This is a genomic window from Paenibacillus sp. NAIST15-1, assembly GCF_001894745.1.
Taxonomy (GTDB): domain Bacteria; phylum Bacillota; class Bacilli; order Paenibacillales; family Paenibacillaceae; genus Paenibacillus_B; species Paenibacillus_B suaedae.
This window is the reverse complement of the sequence record NZ_BBYF01000027.1, coordinates 1-14,094: the sequence shown is the minus strand read 5'-3', so window position 1 is coordinate 14,094 and position 14,094 is coordinate 1. Positions and strand designations below refer to the sequence as shown.

The following is a 14,094-nucleotide window of genomic DNA, read 5'->3' as shown; positions in this document are numbered from 1 at the left end:
CGGGAGACCATAGTGCAGATCATTATCACGGTTTTCGTGCCGTACTGCATGATAGATTTTTCACTTGGGTGTGGGAGCTCGTGCCTGATGGAATGATGGAATTTCTGTTGGTACGAGCGATACTATAACCTGTCATCGTACAACGTTGCCACCGTTGATGATGCGTCATGCAGGTGTTCTTCTGACCTGCTAGGAGCGTAAAGAATACATCAAGATTGAAGCAACGGGCGAGTTCACGCTCTACCGTTCGCGGCGAAGCGTTGATCGGTGTCGATGTCAATTCCGTATAAGCGTTTCCATGGTTATAACGGTCGACATCAATCTTGACTTGAATGCGAAGAAAGAGGGATAGAACTGTGATTCTCGTTATCGATGTAGGAAATACAAATATTGTTCTAGGTGTATATCAACAGGAGACGCTGCAGCATTTTTGGAGGCTGTCCACGAATCGTCAAGCGACAGCGGATGAATATGGTGTCATGATCCACAACTTATTCTCACTGGCAGGGCTTTCGGTTAAGGATATCGATGGAGTTATTATCTCATCTGTCGTTCCACCGATTATGTCTACGATGGAACTCTTGTGTGAGACATATTTGTACAAGACGCCGCTTATCGTAGGGCCAGGCGTGAAGACAGGGTTGAATATCCGATATGAAAACCCGCGTGAGGTTGGTGCAGACCGCATCGTGAACGCAGTTGCTGCCATCGACCAATACGGTGGTGAGATGCCGCTTGTAGTTGTCGATTTCGGTACAGCGACAACTTTTGATGTGATTGATGTGCAAGGCAATTACTTGGGCGGGGCAATCGTTCCGGGGATTGGCATCTCTACGGAGGCGCTCTATCAGCGTGCAGCAAAGCTCCCTCGTATTGAACTGACGAAGCCGAAGTCCGTTATTGGCCGCAATACGGTTCATTCCATGCAGGCAGGCATCATATTCGGATACGCTGGACAAGTTGATGGGATCGTGGATCGCATAAGCCAAGAACTAGGCGCACAACCTAAGGTCGTTGCAACCGGTGGCTTGGCGGAGCTCATTGCAAGCGAATCGCGTACAATTGATACGACGAATCCACTGCTGACCCTTGAGGGGCTGCGTCTCATTTACAATCGTAACCAATAATATAGAGAAAATCGTTGTAAACTGTCATTCGTTTTTAAAATATGTAAGGCAACAGGAGGCACTCATGGAAGAGAGCAAGCAACAACAGAACATCACTCAAGATACCGTGCAGGATATGCTTATCCGTGGGACTGGATTAGGTGGAAAGGTACGGATTTTTGCTGCGCGCACGACTAACTTGGTTAATGAGCTGCAACGTCGCCACGGTACATACCCAACAGCAACAGCTGCATTAGGGCGTACAGTAACGGCTGCTGCAATGATGGGTGCGATGCTGAAGGGCGAAGAGAAGCTTACGGTACAAGTCAAGGGTGATGGCCCTATTGGTCAGGTCGTTGCGGATGCCAACGCGCGTGGAGAGATTCGCGGCTATGTGACACATCCCCAAGTTCATTTGGCGAGCAACGCCGAGGGCAAGCTGGATGTTGCGGGAGCAGTAGGCCGCAGCGGCTTCATTCACATTACGAAGGATCTAGGCTTAAAGGAACCTTACCGCGGAAGCTCTCCGATTATTTCGGGAGAACTGGGTGAGGACTTTACGTATTACTTTGCAACGTCGGAGCAGACGCCATCCGCAGTTGGGCTTGGCGTACTCGTAGACACTGACAATTCTGTACTACATGCAGGTGGATTTATTATTCAATTGCTGCCAGGCTTGTCTGATGAGGAAATAACGGAGATTGAGCAATCGTTAAGCACATTGCCTCCGGTAACAGCCTTGCTTGATCAGGGCATGGAGCTTGATGAGCTGGTAACATGGATCGTGAAGGATGTCCATATCATGGATCGGATGTCGCTTGTGTTCCAATGCCAATGCTCAAGAGAACGCGTGGAAAGCACGCTTATTAGCTTGGGACAGGAAGAGCTGCGAGCGATTATAAATGAGGATCATAAAGCTGAAGTTGTATGCCATTTCTGCAACGAGGCGTATGCCTTCAACCGTGATGATCTTGAGAAGCTGGCTGCTGCGGCAGTGACGAAGAAGACGCAATCGTAAAGTAAGTGTAAGCACAGGCGTGCTACAAGGAAATATGAGGTAAGGGAAGCAAGCGATATGACGAGAGAAGTCAAGAGCTTATGGGGCTGTATTATTGTATTGTTTGCCTGTGTGATCGTGCTTGCAGGCATACTTATTTCACGGCTCGATGTTCCGGTCGGGCCCCCCGAGCCTGCTTCATCCGATTCCTCATCAGTCGTTGCGTCAGTTGGGTCGCATAAGATTACGCGTGCAGAGTGGAACAGAGAATTGGAGCAGCAGTACGGTGGGTTAGTACTGGAGCAGATGCTGACGAACCGAGCGGCTGAGCAGGAAGCGAAGTCGCTCGGGGTTGAGGTGACTTCTGAAGAAGTCACCCGAGAGATTAAGCGTCAGATGAAGGGTTATGAAAGTGAAGAGGCTTATTACCAAGCGATGAAAGAACAACTAGGAATGAGTCCGGAACAATTAAGCCAAGACATGCGCAATCAACTCCTATTGGAAAAAATCGCAACGTACGGCATTGATATCGGTGATGCTGATATTGACGAGTACATGCGTGAACATAAGGGTGAATACGAGCCAATCAACTCCTATCAAATGGCACATATCACAGTATCGAACGTCGCTGACGCGGAAGCAATTATTGGCCGCATTAAGCAAGGAGAATCTTTCGGTTTCCTTGCAGGCGAGCTTTCTCTTGACTCCTTCTCTTCACAGCAGGGTGGGAGAATAGGGTGGATTGATGAGGATGATCCATTCATCGATCACGCGGAACTGAACCAAGTGTCCTTGATGGAAGTAGGCGATACTTCGAAGCCGGTTAAGATTAAGGATGGATATGCGATTATCCAGCTTACTGGCAAGAAGGAAGTAAGGCCTGAACAACATGATGAGATGCGTGAGCGTATTCGCAAAGAAATCGCGCTGGAGAAGTCTCCTCCATTAGTACAATGGAGAAAAGCGCTCCGAGAGAAATACGGCGCGTCAATTGCAGATGCAGCCTTTTCATCACAGTAAGTGTTGACATGAATAGTAGTCCGTCCGAATAAGATGATTTATTCGGGCGGGCTTTTTGTTATTTTTCAGACAAAGAACGAGAAATCTTGGAATATTTTTGAGTAGGTCTATTGACATTCGACTATTGGCTTGCTAATATAAGTTAAAACCTAGTGAATTAGTCGGAAATATTTCAATTCCTATTAACCTGTGGGAGGGCTCTCTATGCCAAGAATCGTCAATAGCGTGACCGAACTAATCGGGGATACTCCACTTGTACGCCTGAATCGAATTGTACCGGAAGACAGCGCCGAAATTTATGTGAAGCTGGAATATCAGAATCCGGGCTCCAGTGTCAAAGACCGGATCGCAATAAGTATGATTGAGGTAGCCGAGCAGGAAGGCATATTGAAGCCGGGAGATACCATTGTAGAGCCGACGAGCGGCAATACGGGCATTGGACTTGCAATGGTAGCTGCTGCGAAGGGATATAAGGCCATATTGGTTATGCCTGAGACGATGAGCATTGAGCGCCGCAATCTCCTGCGCGCATATGGGGCTGAGCTTGTGCTTACTCCGGGGGCAGAAGGAATGAATGGTGCGGTTCGCAAGGCTGAAGAGCTGGCACAAGAGAACCCTACTTATTTCATTCCGCAACAATTCAAGAATCAAGCGAACGTCAAGATTCATCGGGAGACGACAGGTCCAGAAATTGTCGAAGCGATTCAATCGCTCGATGGCAAGCTGGATGCGTTTATCGCTGGCATTGGCACAGGGGGAACAATCTCTGGTGCTGGTGAAGTGCTGAAGGAGAACTTCCCCGGCATTCAAATTGCAGCGGTGGAGCCAGCCTCATCTCCATTATTGTCTGGAGGCAAGCCAGGCCCCCACAAAATCCAAGGGATCGGGGCAAACTTCGTACCTGATATATTGAACCGTGAGATTTATGATCGAATTATTACGGTTGAGAATGAAGATGCATTTGAGATAGCGCGCCGTGTTGCGAAGGAAGAAGGCATCTTAGTCGGCATCTCCTCGGGGGCTGCGATCTATGCTGCATTGCAGCTTGCGAAGGAATTGGGAGCCGGAAAGCGTATTGTTGCAGTCGTACCAAGCAACGGCGAACGTTATTTAAGCACACCGTTATTTAATTTTGAAGATTAAGAAATGAATACATCCCCTCATCCAACTGTGTACTTGGAAGCATAATGCTTCTATACGATAGCTGAGATGGGGGGATTTTTATATGAAGGAAAATGCAGAAAATGTAAGTGGTTCATCTTTTCATCCGTAGTTTCATTGTTTATACTAATCAGTAATCCGATAATGATTATCATCCAAGGAAAGTTGGGATCGATAAGCAGGAATGATGGACTAGGGTGAAGAGGTGGTCATATGGTTCAATCAACAGTACTAAGTGGACAGGCGCTTATCGCACAAGAGCAATGGCGCTGCTATATCGATAATCAATACACGATCCTTCCGTACGTGGTTAAGTATGAGTTGCAGGAAGGAAGTACGCACATTCCTTCTTGGGAATCGGCATGGGCAGATGCAGGGCAGAGCACCTTCGTACTGGAGAGCGGGAAGGGTGGACGCTATACGATTGTGGGGTTAGACCCCGTATCTATGATTAGAGGGAAGGGGTATTCCGCACACATCGTCCTGTCAGACGGAAATGAACAGGTACGCAAGGGAGCTCCGTTAGAAATGGTGAAGGAATGGATGTCACCTTACCGTGGGCCGCGCATAGAGGGGCTTCCGAAGTTCACTGGGGGATGTGTTGGCTATATAAGCTATGACATTGCTAGATCCATTGAGCGGCTCCCCGAATTGGCGGCGGATGATTTGGATCTTCCCGATTATGTGTTTATGCAAATGAATGAGCTATGGATTGTCGATCATGAGGAACAAGCGCTATACTGTGCGGTCATGACGGAGGTTGATCCATGCGCATCACCGGCGTACAAGCGCCAAATGAAGGAGGATGAGTCCTCCAGTCAGACCGCTGAATCCATATATGAGGAATGGGTATCTAACCACTATGAGCTTGCTCACCAGCGTGCAGATAAGTTGAAGAAGCGCTGGGATGTCTGGTGGGAATCTTGCCGTACAGATGAGGCGAAGCAGGCCGCTGAGCTTCGTCGCCGCTGTCTGGAGGAAGGCAATCTTCTCGATGTGGATGTGCTGGAAGGTGTACAGACGGCATTTCCGAAGGAGGATTTTGAGGAGGCTGTACGGCAGATTCAGCAATATATTGGTCAAGGTGATGTCTTTCAAGTAAACCTGTCCATGAGACAGATGCGTGCGCTGCGTGAAACTCCGGAACGGCTCTATGAATGGTTGAGGGTGCTTAACCCATCTCCATACATGGGACTGCTTCGTTTCCCTGACTTCCAGCTTGTTTCTTGTTCCCCCGAGCTTCTGGTTGGCCTGAAGGATGGGGAAGTGAGCACTCGTCCGATTGCAGGCACGAGACGGAGAGGGCATACCCCGGAAGAGGATGCCCGCATGGCAGAAGAGCTGCGTACGAATGAGAAGGAGCGGGCCGAGCATATTATGCTCGTTGATCTAGAGCGCAATGATGTTGGACGCATATCGGAATACGGCTCCGTGCGGGTGGATGAGTTAATGACAATTGAATATTACTCGCATGTTATGCATTTGGTTTCTGAGGTGAAAGGGAAGCTGGCGGCCGGCAAAGACGCCTTCGACGTGCTGCGAGCGACATTCCCTGGAGGGACGATTACAGGAGCTCCGAAAGTGAGAACGATGGAAATCATCGAAGAATTGGAGCCAGTACGAAGAGGGCCGTATACGGGATCATTCGGCTGGATTGACTATAATGGCGACATGGAATTTAATATAATTATCCGCACCATGACCGTGAAGGATGGTGTAGGCCATATTCAGGCGGGAGCGGGCATTGTTATTGATTCCGATCCAGCGCGTGAATATAAGGAGAGCTGGAACAAGGCGAAGGCTTTGTGGAAGGCAGTACAGTTGAGCGAACGCGACATGATGGAGCGGGGAGACTAGATTAGGTAAGGCATGCCGCCAGGCATGGCCGAGAGAGGATGAGCTTAGCATGATACTTGTTATCGACAATTATGATTCTTTTACGTATAACTTGGTTCAATATTTAGGGGAGCTTGGGGAGCAGGTGGAAGTATACCGCAATGACGAAATCGACATTGAAGGCATTGAGAAGCTGCAACCGGATCATCTGCTGCTGTCACCTGGGCCGTGCACACCGAACGAAGCAGGAATAACACTTGATGTCATTGCACATTTCAAGGGCAAGATCCCTATCTTCGGTGTATGCTTAGGTCATCAGGCAATTGGACAGGCATTCGGCGGGAAGGTTGTCCGTGCACAGCGATTGATGCACGGGAAGACATCCCCAATCTATCATGAGGGACAGTCGGTGTTTGAAGAGCTGCCAAGCCCGTTTACAGCAACTCGCTATCATTCCTTATTGGTGGAGCGGGAGTCGCTGCCAGAATGTCTCGAGATTACGGCTTCTACGGAAGAAGGCGAAATTATGGGGCTTCGGCATAGAGAATATCCGATTGAAGGTGTCCAATTCCACCCGGAGTCGATCATTACGGATCACGGGCATCAGATGCTGCGCAACTTTTTAAAGTCGAAGGCGAGCGTATAATGGATGTTATCGGTTGGAATGGGAAGGTAGTACCTGTTGATCAAGCCGCGGTTTCTGTCATGGACCACGGCTTTTTATACGGCATGACCTTGTTTGAAACGATGCGCACCTACGGAGGGAAGCCCTTCTTGTTGGAGCGGCATATGGAGCGGTTGACATCGGCTTGCAGATTGCTTGGTATCGACTATGTAGTGGATATGGGGCAGGTTGAACGTCATATTCGAGAAGTGGTGGATGCGAACGGCCTGATGGAGGCATATATTCGTTACACCGTAAGTGCGGGCGAGAATGGTTTTGGCCTGCCACAGGAAGCGTATACGCAACCGAATGTGTTAGTGCTTGTGAAGTCGCTGCCTGCCTTGCAGGAAGAACTGTATGAATGCGGCAAGCCATTGCAACTGCTTCGTACACGGCGGAGCGGGCCCGAGACAGACGTGCGCTTTAAGTCAGGACAATACATGAATAATATCGTTGCAAAGCGGGAGTTATCACAAATGGATTCATCCGCATTAGGAGCTGAGGGGCTCATGTTGGATTGCAATGGACATGTATCCGAAGGCATCGTGAGCAATGTGTTTTTTGTTCAGGATGGTCGTCTGTACACACCAGATGTATCGACCGGCATTCTGCCTGGTATTACAAGGCAGTGGGTCATGGAGCTAGCGGGCCAGGCAGGTATGCATGTTGAGGAAGGTAAGTATGGTTGGGGACAGCTATGGAAGGCAGATGAAGTATTCCTGACAACCTCCATTCAGGAACTTGTACCGGTGACGACTCTTGTCGATGCAGAAGGTGAGAAGAGACAGGTGGGCAACGGACGGATAGGTGCTTGTACGCGCGAGCTGCTGAATCTGTATCGCACCTCTACAGTTCACAGGATGTAGGTTAACGAGATTGATTTAGAGAGTGCATGAAACTTGCGAATAGTAAGTTCCGTTATGCCCGGTGATGACGGTATAAGGAATTTTAAGTTGGATCGGCTACGATGGCAGGGAGGGGGATGCGTATATGTTGCAGCCAACATTTTGGAAGCACACGTATAAATGGAATCAAGCAGAATTAATACTGGGCGACCGTACCTTGGTGCAAGGGATATTGAATGTTACGCCGGACTCCTTCTCCGATGGAGGATGTTATGATCGCATCGATCGTGCAATCGAGCATGCCAAGGAAATGGTCGCGCAAGGCGTAGACATTATCGATATAGGCGGAGAGTCAACACGCCCTGGCCATGAACCGGTCGGAGAAGCAGAGGAGCTGCGCCGCGTTATTCCCGTTATAGAGGCGCTTCATGAGGCAATGCCTCATATCCCATTGTCCATCGATACGTACAAGGCGGAAGTCGGTAGACAAGCGTTAGAAGCGGGAGCTCATATTTTGAATGATATTTGGGGCTGCAAGCGGGAGCCGGAGATGGCACGTGTCGCAGCTTCTTATGACTGTCCCATCATTCTAATGCATAACCGTACTGAACGGAATTATGAGCAGTATGTGGATGATGTGAAGCGGGATTTGCTGGAGAGTGTGGCGATTGCCAAGGTAGCGGGTGTCGAAGAACGAAATATTTGGCTGGATCCGGGGATTGGTTTTGCCAAGGACTACGAGGATAACTTGGAACTCATGCATCATTTGGATGAGCTTGTTGAGCTTGGGTACCCAGTATTGCTGGGAACTTCACGCAAGCGGTTCATCCGTGAGACACTGCAGCTTCCTGTGGATGCTCTTATTCAAGGGACGGCAGCTACGGTTGTGTTGGGAGTAGCCCAAGGCTGCCAAATTGTGCGGGTACACGATGTATCGGAAATCGTTCAGACCGTTCGGATGTGTGATGCTATGCTATATCCAAGAGAACGAAATGGAGCCGCAGAGAAGTAATGGTGTGACATTACCCTATTTTGTCATAGAAGGGGAGTATATTCATGGTGAATACGAAAGTATCGAAACCTGACCGTATGCAGTTGCATCGGATTGAATTGTTCGGGCGGCATGGTGTATTCGAAGAGGAACGGAGATTGGGTCAGCGCTGGATTGTCGATCTTGACTTGCAAATAGATCTGCGCACGGCTGGCGAATCTGATCAGCTTGAGCATTCGATCAATTATGCCGAAATCTATAATACAGTGAAGCAGATTGTTGAAGAAGAGTCCTATCAGCTTGTCGAAGCATTGACAGAACGTATTGCAGCCGTCCTATTCGAGCAATATGCATTGATTTCAGAAGCAACAGTACGCGTAACGAAGCCGAACCCGCCGTTCGATATACATTTCCAAGGCGTAACGATTGAGATGACGAGAGTACGGGCGGAATCGAGTTCAAGCGGGAGCGGGGCATAGCAGATGGATGGAATGAAGACGGATTTCTCCGGTAGCGAGCTTGAGAAAGCAGGAATGGATTACAATCCAGTGACACATACTGGAGAGCAGACTGCTTATATTGCACTAGGTGCAAATATTGGTGAGCGGGAGCGGGCCTTGTATGATGCGTTGACACATCTTCAAGCTCAGGAGCAGATTCAAGTTGTGCGATGTTCTGCGATTTACGAGACAGATCCGGTTGGATATGAGGATCAGCCTGCCTTTCTAAACATGACAGCTTGTGTTCGGACAACGTTGCAGCCTGATGAACTGCTGATGGCGATGCTTGCGATTGAGAAGCAAATGGGGCGAGTGCGGGATATTCGCTGGGGCCCGCGCGTCATTGATTTGGATTTGCTATGGATGGGCGATACTTCATGGAATACAGACCTGCTTACATTGCCGCATCCTCGTATGGGAGAGCGGCTGTTCGTACTCGTGCCGCTTGCTGATATTGTTCCGGAGTCGGCTGTCGAATTGCACGCATTCGTTCATCATGCCTTGGGAACACTGGATGGAAAGGAAGGTATTCGGAAGTGGAGTCCTTGCAAGTGGCCAAGCGAATCCGAGCTTTCCGCAAGCTTCGAGGATTGACGCAGCAGCAGCTGTCTGAACGCGTGCGCATCTCAGTATCCGTGCTTGGTGAAATCGAGCGGGGAAATCGGCAGATTGATGATCAGATAATGAAAGAAATATGCAAGCAATTAAATATTTCACATGATGAACTGGCATCACCAGGTTCCTTTCGGTAAAATGGAACATTGGTAATCCTGTTTTGTATAGATAACCGTGTGGCATATCAGCCATATGGATAGGGATAGAGTTGAAAGGAGTGCGAGCAATGCTGAAAATTGCAAATATAGAAATGAAAAACCAAGTCGTGCTTGCGCCCATGGCTGGGGTGTGCAACCCTGCCTTCCGCCTCATTGCGAAGGAATTCGGATGCGGACTCGTATGCGCAGAAATGGTTAGTGACAAGGCGCTTGTTCACGGCAATGAGCGTACTCGTGAGATGCTGTATGTAGACGATCGGGAGAAGCCGCTTAGTCTGCAGATTTTTGGCGGGGATCGCAAATCGCTTGTCGAAGCTGCCAAAATTGTCGATAAAGATTCAAATGCCGATATTATTGATATCAATATGGGTTGCCCTGTACCGAAGGTAACAAAATGCGATGCAGGCGCTCGCTGGCTCCTTAACCCGGAGAAGATCTATGAGATGGTGTCGGCCGTTGTTGATGCTGTTGATAAACCGGTTACGGTGAAGATGCGAATCGGCTGGGATCACGATCACATTTATGTAGTGGAGAATGCCAAAGCTGTTGAGCGTGCTGGTGGTCAAGCGGTCAGTGTACATGGGCGCACACGCGAGCAGCTGTATACGGGTCAAGCGGACTGGAGCTATATTCGCCAAGTTAAGGAAAATGTCTCGATTCCGGTTATCGGCAACGGGGATGTGTTCACTCCAGAAGACGCGAAGCGTATGCTGGAAGAGACGGGATGCGACGGCGTCATGATTGGACGCGGTGCACTCGGCAATCCGTGGATGCTGTATCGCACGATTGAATATTTGACGACAGGAGAGCTGCTCCCAGATCCGTCGGCAGAAGAGAAAGTTCGTATTGCGCTTGTTCATATGGATCGCCTTATTGCACTTAAGGGGGAGCAGGTTGCGGTGAAGGAGATGCGTAAGCATCTGGCATGGTACTTGAAGGGATTGCCTTCTGCCGCGCGTGTGAAGGATGCCATCATGGAAGAGACACGCCGTGATGAGGTTGCCCGCATGCTGGAGGAGTATGTACGTCAAGTGAATGAGAAGCAAGAGGCTGAATCAACGGTTCAGTAATTGCTGCAATAGAGGCTGTTACGGGCGCATGTTCAGGGGATCGAAGCGTTTTCAAGGGCATGTGCGGTCTCATTGACTTTTGCAAATCCATCCCATATAATTCAACAATAGAAAATTGGCCTCGGGCTTGGTGTATATTACACGACTATGTATGACAAAGAACGACCAAGTTGTGGAGTCATGATGTGGCAATCAAGCCATATGATGAACTATAGCATTCGCATCGGCTGCATTCGCATCGATCGTTGTTAGCAGCCCTGAGGCTGGATGCGAAATATATCATGACAGGAGAATCGGTAAGATGAGCGATAAAGAAGTCATTCTGACCCAGGACGGTCTGAAGAAGCTGGAGGATGAGCTTGAAAACCTCAAATCCGTTAAACGTCGTGAAGTGGCAGAGCGGATTAAAGTAGCGATCGGCTACGGCGACATCAGCGAGAACTCCGAATATGAAGATGCGAAGAATGAACAAGCATTCATTGAAGGTCGTATCATTACATTGGAAAAAATGCTTCGCAACGCACGGATCATTAACAACGATGACATTGACACAGATCTTGTAAGCATTGGTTCGACGGTAATCGTTGAGGATTTGGAATTCGGCGACAAGATGGAATATACAATTGTCGGTACTGCTGAATCCGATCCATTGAAGAACCGGATTTCGAATGAAAGCCCGGTAGGCAAGGCAATTTTGGGCAAGCAAAAGGGCACAACTGTGGACGTGAACGTTCCTGCAGGCGTGATTCAATACAAAATTCTCGAGATTAAGCGCTAATTGAGCTGCGGCTAAGCAGCTTGTGGCGTCAAGCGTGAGAAGTTGGGATGAAAGCTTCCATACATGGAAGCTTTTTTCACCAATCGGCGGTGTGAGGACATTGTCCCCTTTTTTTCATGAAAAGAAATGAAAGAACGTGAAAGAATAAGTGCCGTTCCCAAGCATTTATCATACATCATGGAATATTTCGATTTAATTATACAAGGAGTGGAGTGTAATGACGGACGTCGTCAATCAAGAAACGGAATTAAGTGAATTGCTGCAAATTCGCCGCAACAAATTGGACGAGCTTCGCAAGCTGGGCGTAGATCCGTTCGGAACAAAATATGAGCGTACAGCAACTGCCAAAGAAGTGCTCGATAAGTATGACGGGATGGAGAAGGATGAGCTCCAAGAAGCAGGTGTAGAGGTTAGCCTTGCAGGACGTATCATGGCTAAGCGCGGCATGGGTAAAGCTAGCTTCGCGCACATCCAGGACTTGTCCGGCCGTATTCAAATTTATGTTCGTCAAGATACAATCGATGAGAAAAAATTTGAAGCTTACAGCCTGCTTGACCTAGGTGACATCATTGGTGTTCGTGGTACGGTATTCAAGACGAAGACAGGTGAATTGTCCATTAAAGTGCTGGAGCTTGAGATTTTGTCGAAGTCGCTCTTGCCGCTTCCAGAGAAATACCATGGCCTGAAGGACGTAGAAATGCGTTACCGTCAGCGCTATGTTGACTTGATTATGAACCCGGATGTTCAGCAGACGTTCGTCACTCGCTCGCGTATTATTCAATCGATGCGTCGCTATTTGGATTCCCATGGATACTTGGAAGTGGAGACACCAACACTCCATGCAATCGCTGGTGGTGCGGCAGCACGTCCGTTCATCACGCATCATAATGCACTCGACATGACACTCTACATGCGTATTGCGATTGAGCTCCACTTGAAGCGCTTGATCGTGGGCGGATTAGAGAAAGTGTACGAAATAGGCCGCGTATATCGCAACGAAGGGATTTCAACACGACACAATCCGGAATTCACAATGATTGAATTGTATGAGGCATATGCAGATTACAACGATATCATGAACCTGACGGAAAATCTGGTTGCGCATATTGCACAAGAAGTGTTGGGGACAACGAAGATTCAGTATCAGAACCACGAAGTTGATCTGACGCCGCAATGGCGCCGTGTAACGATGGTGGATGCAGTTAAAGAAGTGACAGGTGTTGATTTCTCCGCACAGATGACAGACGAAGAGGCGCATCGTGTTGCGAAGGAACATAATGTGAAGGTGGAGCCGCACCATACATTCGGTCATATTCTGAATGCATTCTTCGAAGAATTCGTAGAAGAAACGTTGATTCAGCCAACATTCGTTACGGGCCATCCGGTTGAAATTTCTCCGCTTGCGAAGAAGAACGACAAGGATCCGCGCTTCACAGATCGCTTCGAGTTGTTCATCGTTGCGCGTGAACATGCAAATGCATTCTCAGAGCTTAATGATCCAATCGATCAGCGTCAACGCTTTGAGGCGCAATTGGAAGAGCGTGAGCATGGTAACGATGAAGCACATGAAATGGACGATGACTTCATTCGTGCATTGGAATACGGCATGCCGCCAACAGGTGGACTTGGCATCGGTGTAGACCGCCTCGTTATGCTGCTTACGAATGCGCCGTCCATTCGTGACGTACTGTTGTTCCCTCACATGCGTGAGCGCAGCAACTAAGATAAATGTACAATAGTAAGGATCGCTCCTAGGTTTAGGCCTAGGTTCGATCCTTTTTTAATTCGTTCGGAGATAGCTACTATTCCATTAGAAAGAAGGTAAAGATGTAATGAATAAATAGTATTATTTCAATTACGGTGATCGTATGCGGTTGAATCATCAGGTATAGCGATGAAATATGTAGAAGTGTCATGGGACTACACTGAAGAAGTCGGGTGTTTGCACTGGATGTAGGAAAATGAAAGAACATGTATGTTCGGATGAATGAAGACGATAAGATGGATATTGCTTGTGGTTTAGTGGGGCATGCAGATAGCTGCTGCTATTATTGTGTACAATCATGAATATAGCCTTTAGCTGTGTAAAACAGGGGGAATGGGGTAGTTATAAGTAGGGCCAATTGAAATATCAATCACGAAAAAGCCTTTTGTAGAGCGGTTTTATGCACAGTTCAATAGGGGAGATTGTATAAAATTGAAATAGTAATTTTTTACCTGTTGCATACTATTGGTGGTCGTGATATATTATATGAGTCGCCGCTGAGAGACGCGGTGAACGAAAGCGAAAGAGGCAATAAGCCGAAGCGCTGGATTGAAGATTGTTCTTTGAAAACTGAACAACGAGCAACGT

At 48.3% G+C, this 14,094-nt stretch carries 14 protein-coding genes; all 14 read left to right on the top strand.

Features of this window, described 5'->3' with window-relative positions; genetic code table 11:
- The first annotated feature begins 356 nt into the window (after positions 1-356).
- The 14 genes from PBN151_RS29190 (at position 357) to lysS (ending at position 13,464) form a co-directional block, all read left to right on the top strand.
- On the top strand, positions 357-1,127 hold the full coding sequence (locus tag PBN151_RS29190) for a type III pantothenate kinase (protein WP_021255197.1): 771 nt from the start codon (positions 357-359) through the stop codon (positions 1,125-1,127).
- A 64-nt stretch (positions 1,128-1,191) separates the two neighbouring features.
- Entirely contained in the window at positions 1,192-2,124 is a 933-nt protein-coding gene (gene hslO / locus PBN151_RS29185; RefSeq protein ID WP_072732113.1) for an Hsp33 family molecular chaperone HslO, read from the top strand.
- A 57-nt stretch (positions 2,125-2,181) separates the two neighbouring features.
- The gene (locus tag PBN151_RS29180) at positions 2,182-3,123 is read left to right on the top strand and encodes a SurA N-terminal domain-containing protein (protein WP_072732112.1); all 942 of its coding nucleotides are present in this window, start codon (positions 2,182-2,184) and stop codon (positions 3,121-3,123) included.
- A gap of 204 nt (positions 3,124-3,327) precedes the next feature.
- A complete protein-coding gene (gene cysK, locus PBN151_RS29175) occupies positions 3,328-4,266 on the top strand; it encodes a cysteine synthase A (RefSeq protein ID WP_021255200.1) in 939 nt (312 codons plus the stop codon).
- 231 nt (positions 4,267-4,497) lie between these two features.
- The gene (locus PBN151_RS29170; protein ID WP_072732111.1) at positions 4,498-6,141 is read left to right on the top strand and encodes an anthranilate synthase component I family protein; all 1,644 of its coding nucleotides are present in this window, start codon (positions 4,498-4,500) and stop codon (positions 6,139-6,141) included.
- Between the two features lie 49 nt (positions 6,142-6,190).
- Positions 6,191-6,766 carry an aminodeoxychorismate/anthranilate synthase component II gene (gene pabA / locus PBN151_RS29165; RefSeq protein WP_021260676.1) on the top strand — a complete coding sequence of 192 codons (576 nt, stop codon included), beginning with the start codon at positions 6,191-6,193 and terminating at the stop codon, positions 6,764-6,766.
- Positions 6,766-7,650: an aminotransferase class IV gene (locus tag PBN151_RS29160; RefSeq protein ID WP_072732110.1), complete on the top strand. Its 885-nt coding sequence runs from the start codon at positions 6,766-6,768 to the stop codon at positions 7,648-7,650. Before pabA ends, PBN151_RS29160 begins: the two co-directional genes overlap by 1 nt.
- 124 nt (positions 7,651-7,774) lie before the next feature.
- Complete coding sequence (gene folP / locus PBN151_RS29155) at positions 7,775-8,641, top strand: dihydropteroate synthase (protein WP_072732109.1); 867 nt, start codon at positions 7,775-7,777, stop codon at positions 8,639-8,641.
- A 44-nt stretch (positions 8,642-8,685) separates the two neighbouring features.
- The gene (gene folB / locus PBN151_RS29150; protein WP_072732108.1) at positions 8,686-9,099 is read left to right on the top strand and encodes a dihydroneopterin aldolase; all 414 of its coding nucleotides are present in this window, start codon (positions 8,686-8,688) and stop codon (positions 9,097-9,099) included.
- Positions 9,100-9,153: 54 nt separating this feature from the next.
- A complete protein-coding gene (gene folK / locus PBN151_RS29145) occupies positions 9,154-9,714 on the top strand; it encodes a 2-amino-4-hydroxy-6-hydroxymethyldihydropteridine diphosphokinase (RefSeq protein ID WP_072732140.1) in 561 nt (186 codons plus the stop codon).
- The gene (locus PBN151_RS29140) at positions 9,657-9,872 is read left to right on the top strand and encodes a helix-turn-helix domain-containing protein (protein WP_072732107.1); all 216 of its coding nucleotides are present in this window, start codon (positions 9,657-9,659) and stop codon (positions 9,870-9,872) included. The genes folK and PBN151_RS29140 overlap by 58 nt, the downstream gene beginning before the upstream one ends.
- Positions 9,873-9,961: 89 nt before the next feature.
- Positions 9,962-10,963, top strand: coding sequence for a tRNA dihydrouridine synthase DusB (gene dusB, locus PBN151_RS29135; RefSeq protein ID WP_021255208.1), 1,002 nt, complete (start codon positions 9,962-9,964; stop codon positions 10,961-10,963).
- Positions 10,964-11,264: 301 nt separating this feature from the next.
- On the top strand, positions 11,265-11,741 hold the full coding sequence (gene greA, locus PBN151_RS29130) for a transcription elongation factor GreA (RefSeq protein WP_021255209.1): 477 nt from the start codon (positions 11,265-11,267) through the stop codon (positions 11,739-11,741).
- Positions 11,742-11,958: 217 nt separating this feature from the next.
- Entirely contained in the window at positions 11,959-13,464 is a 1,506-nt protein-coding gene (gene lysS, locus PBN151_RS29125; protein ID WP_065292137.1) for a lysine--tRNA ligase, read from the top strand.
- Positions 13,465-14,094: the final 630 nt, after the last annotated feature.

Excerpts from the sequence above, each read along its gene's own strand:
- hslO (WP_072732113.1), top strand. The coding sequence starts at position 1,192 with ATGGAAGAGAGCAAGCAACAACAGAACATCACTCAAGATACCGTGCAG.
- PBN151_RS29180 (WP_072732112.1), top strand. The coding sequence starts at position 2,182 with ATGACGAGAGAAGTCAAGAGCTTATGGGGCTGTATTATTGTATTGTTT.
- cysK (WP_021255200.1), top strand. The coding sequence starts at position 3,328 with ATGCCAAGAATCGTCAATAGCGTGACCGAACTAATCGGGGATACTCCA.
- PBN151_RS29170 (WP_072732111.1), top strand. The coding sequence starts at position 4,498 with ATGGTTCAATCAACAGTACTAAGTGGACAGGCGCTTATCGCACAAGAG.
- pabA (WP_021260676.1), top strand. The coding sequence starts at position 6,191 with ATGATACTTGTTATCGACAATTATGATTCTTTTACGTATAACTTGGTT.
- PBN151_RS29160 (WP_072732110.1), top strand. The coding sequence starts at position 6,766 with ATGGATGTTATCGGTTGGAATGGGAAGGTAGTACCTGTTGATCAAGCC.
- folP (WP_072732109.1), top strand. The coding sequence starts at position 7,775 with ATGTTGCAGCCAACATTTTGGAAGCACACGTATAAATGGAATCAAGCA.
- folB (WP_072732108.1), top strand. The coding sequence starts at position 8,686 with ATGGTGAATACGAAAGTATCGAAACCTGACCGTATGCAGTTGCATCGG.
- folK (WP_072732140.1), top strand. The coding sequence starts at position 9,154 with ATGGATTACAATCCAGTGACACATACTGGAGAGCAGACTGCTTATATT.
- dusB (WP_021255208.1), top strand. The coding sequence starts at position 9,962 with ATGCTGAAAATTGCAAATATAGAAATGAAAAACCAAGTCGTGCTTGCG.
- greA (WP_021255209.1), top strand. The coding sequence starts at position 11,265 with ATGAGCGATAAAGAAGTCATTCTGACCCAGGACGGTCTGAAGAAGCTG.
- lysS (WP_065292137.1), top strand. The coding sequence starts at position 11,959 with ATGACGGACGTCGTCAATCAAGAAACGGAATTAAGTGAATTGCTGCAA.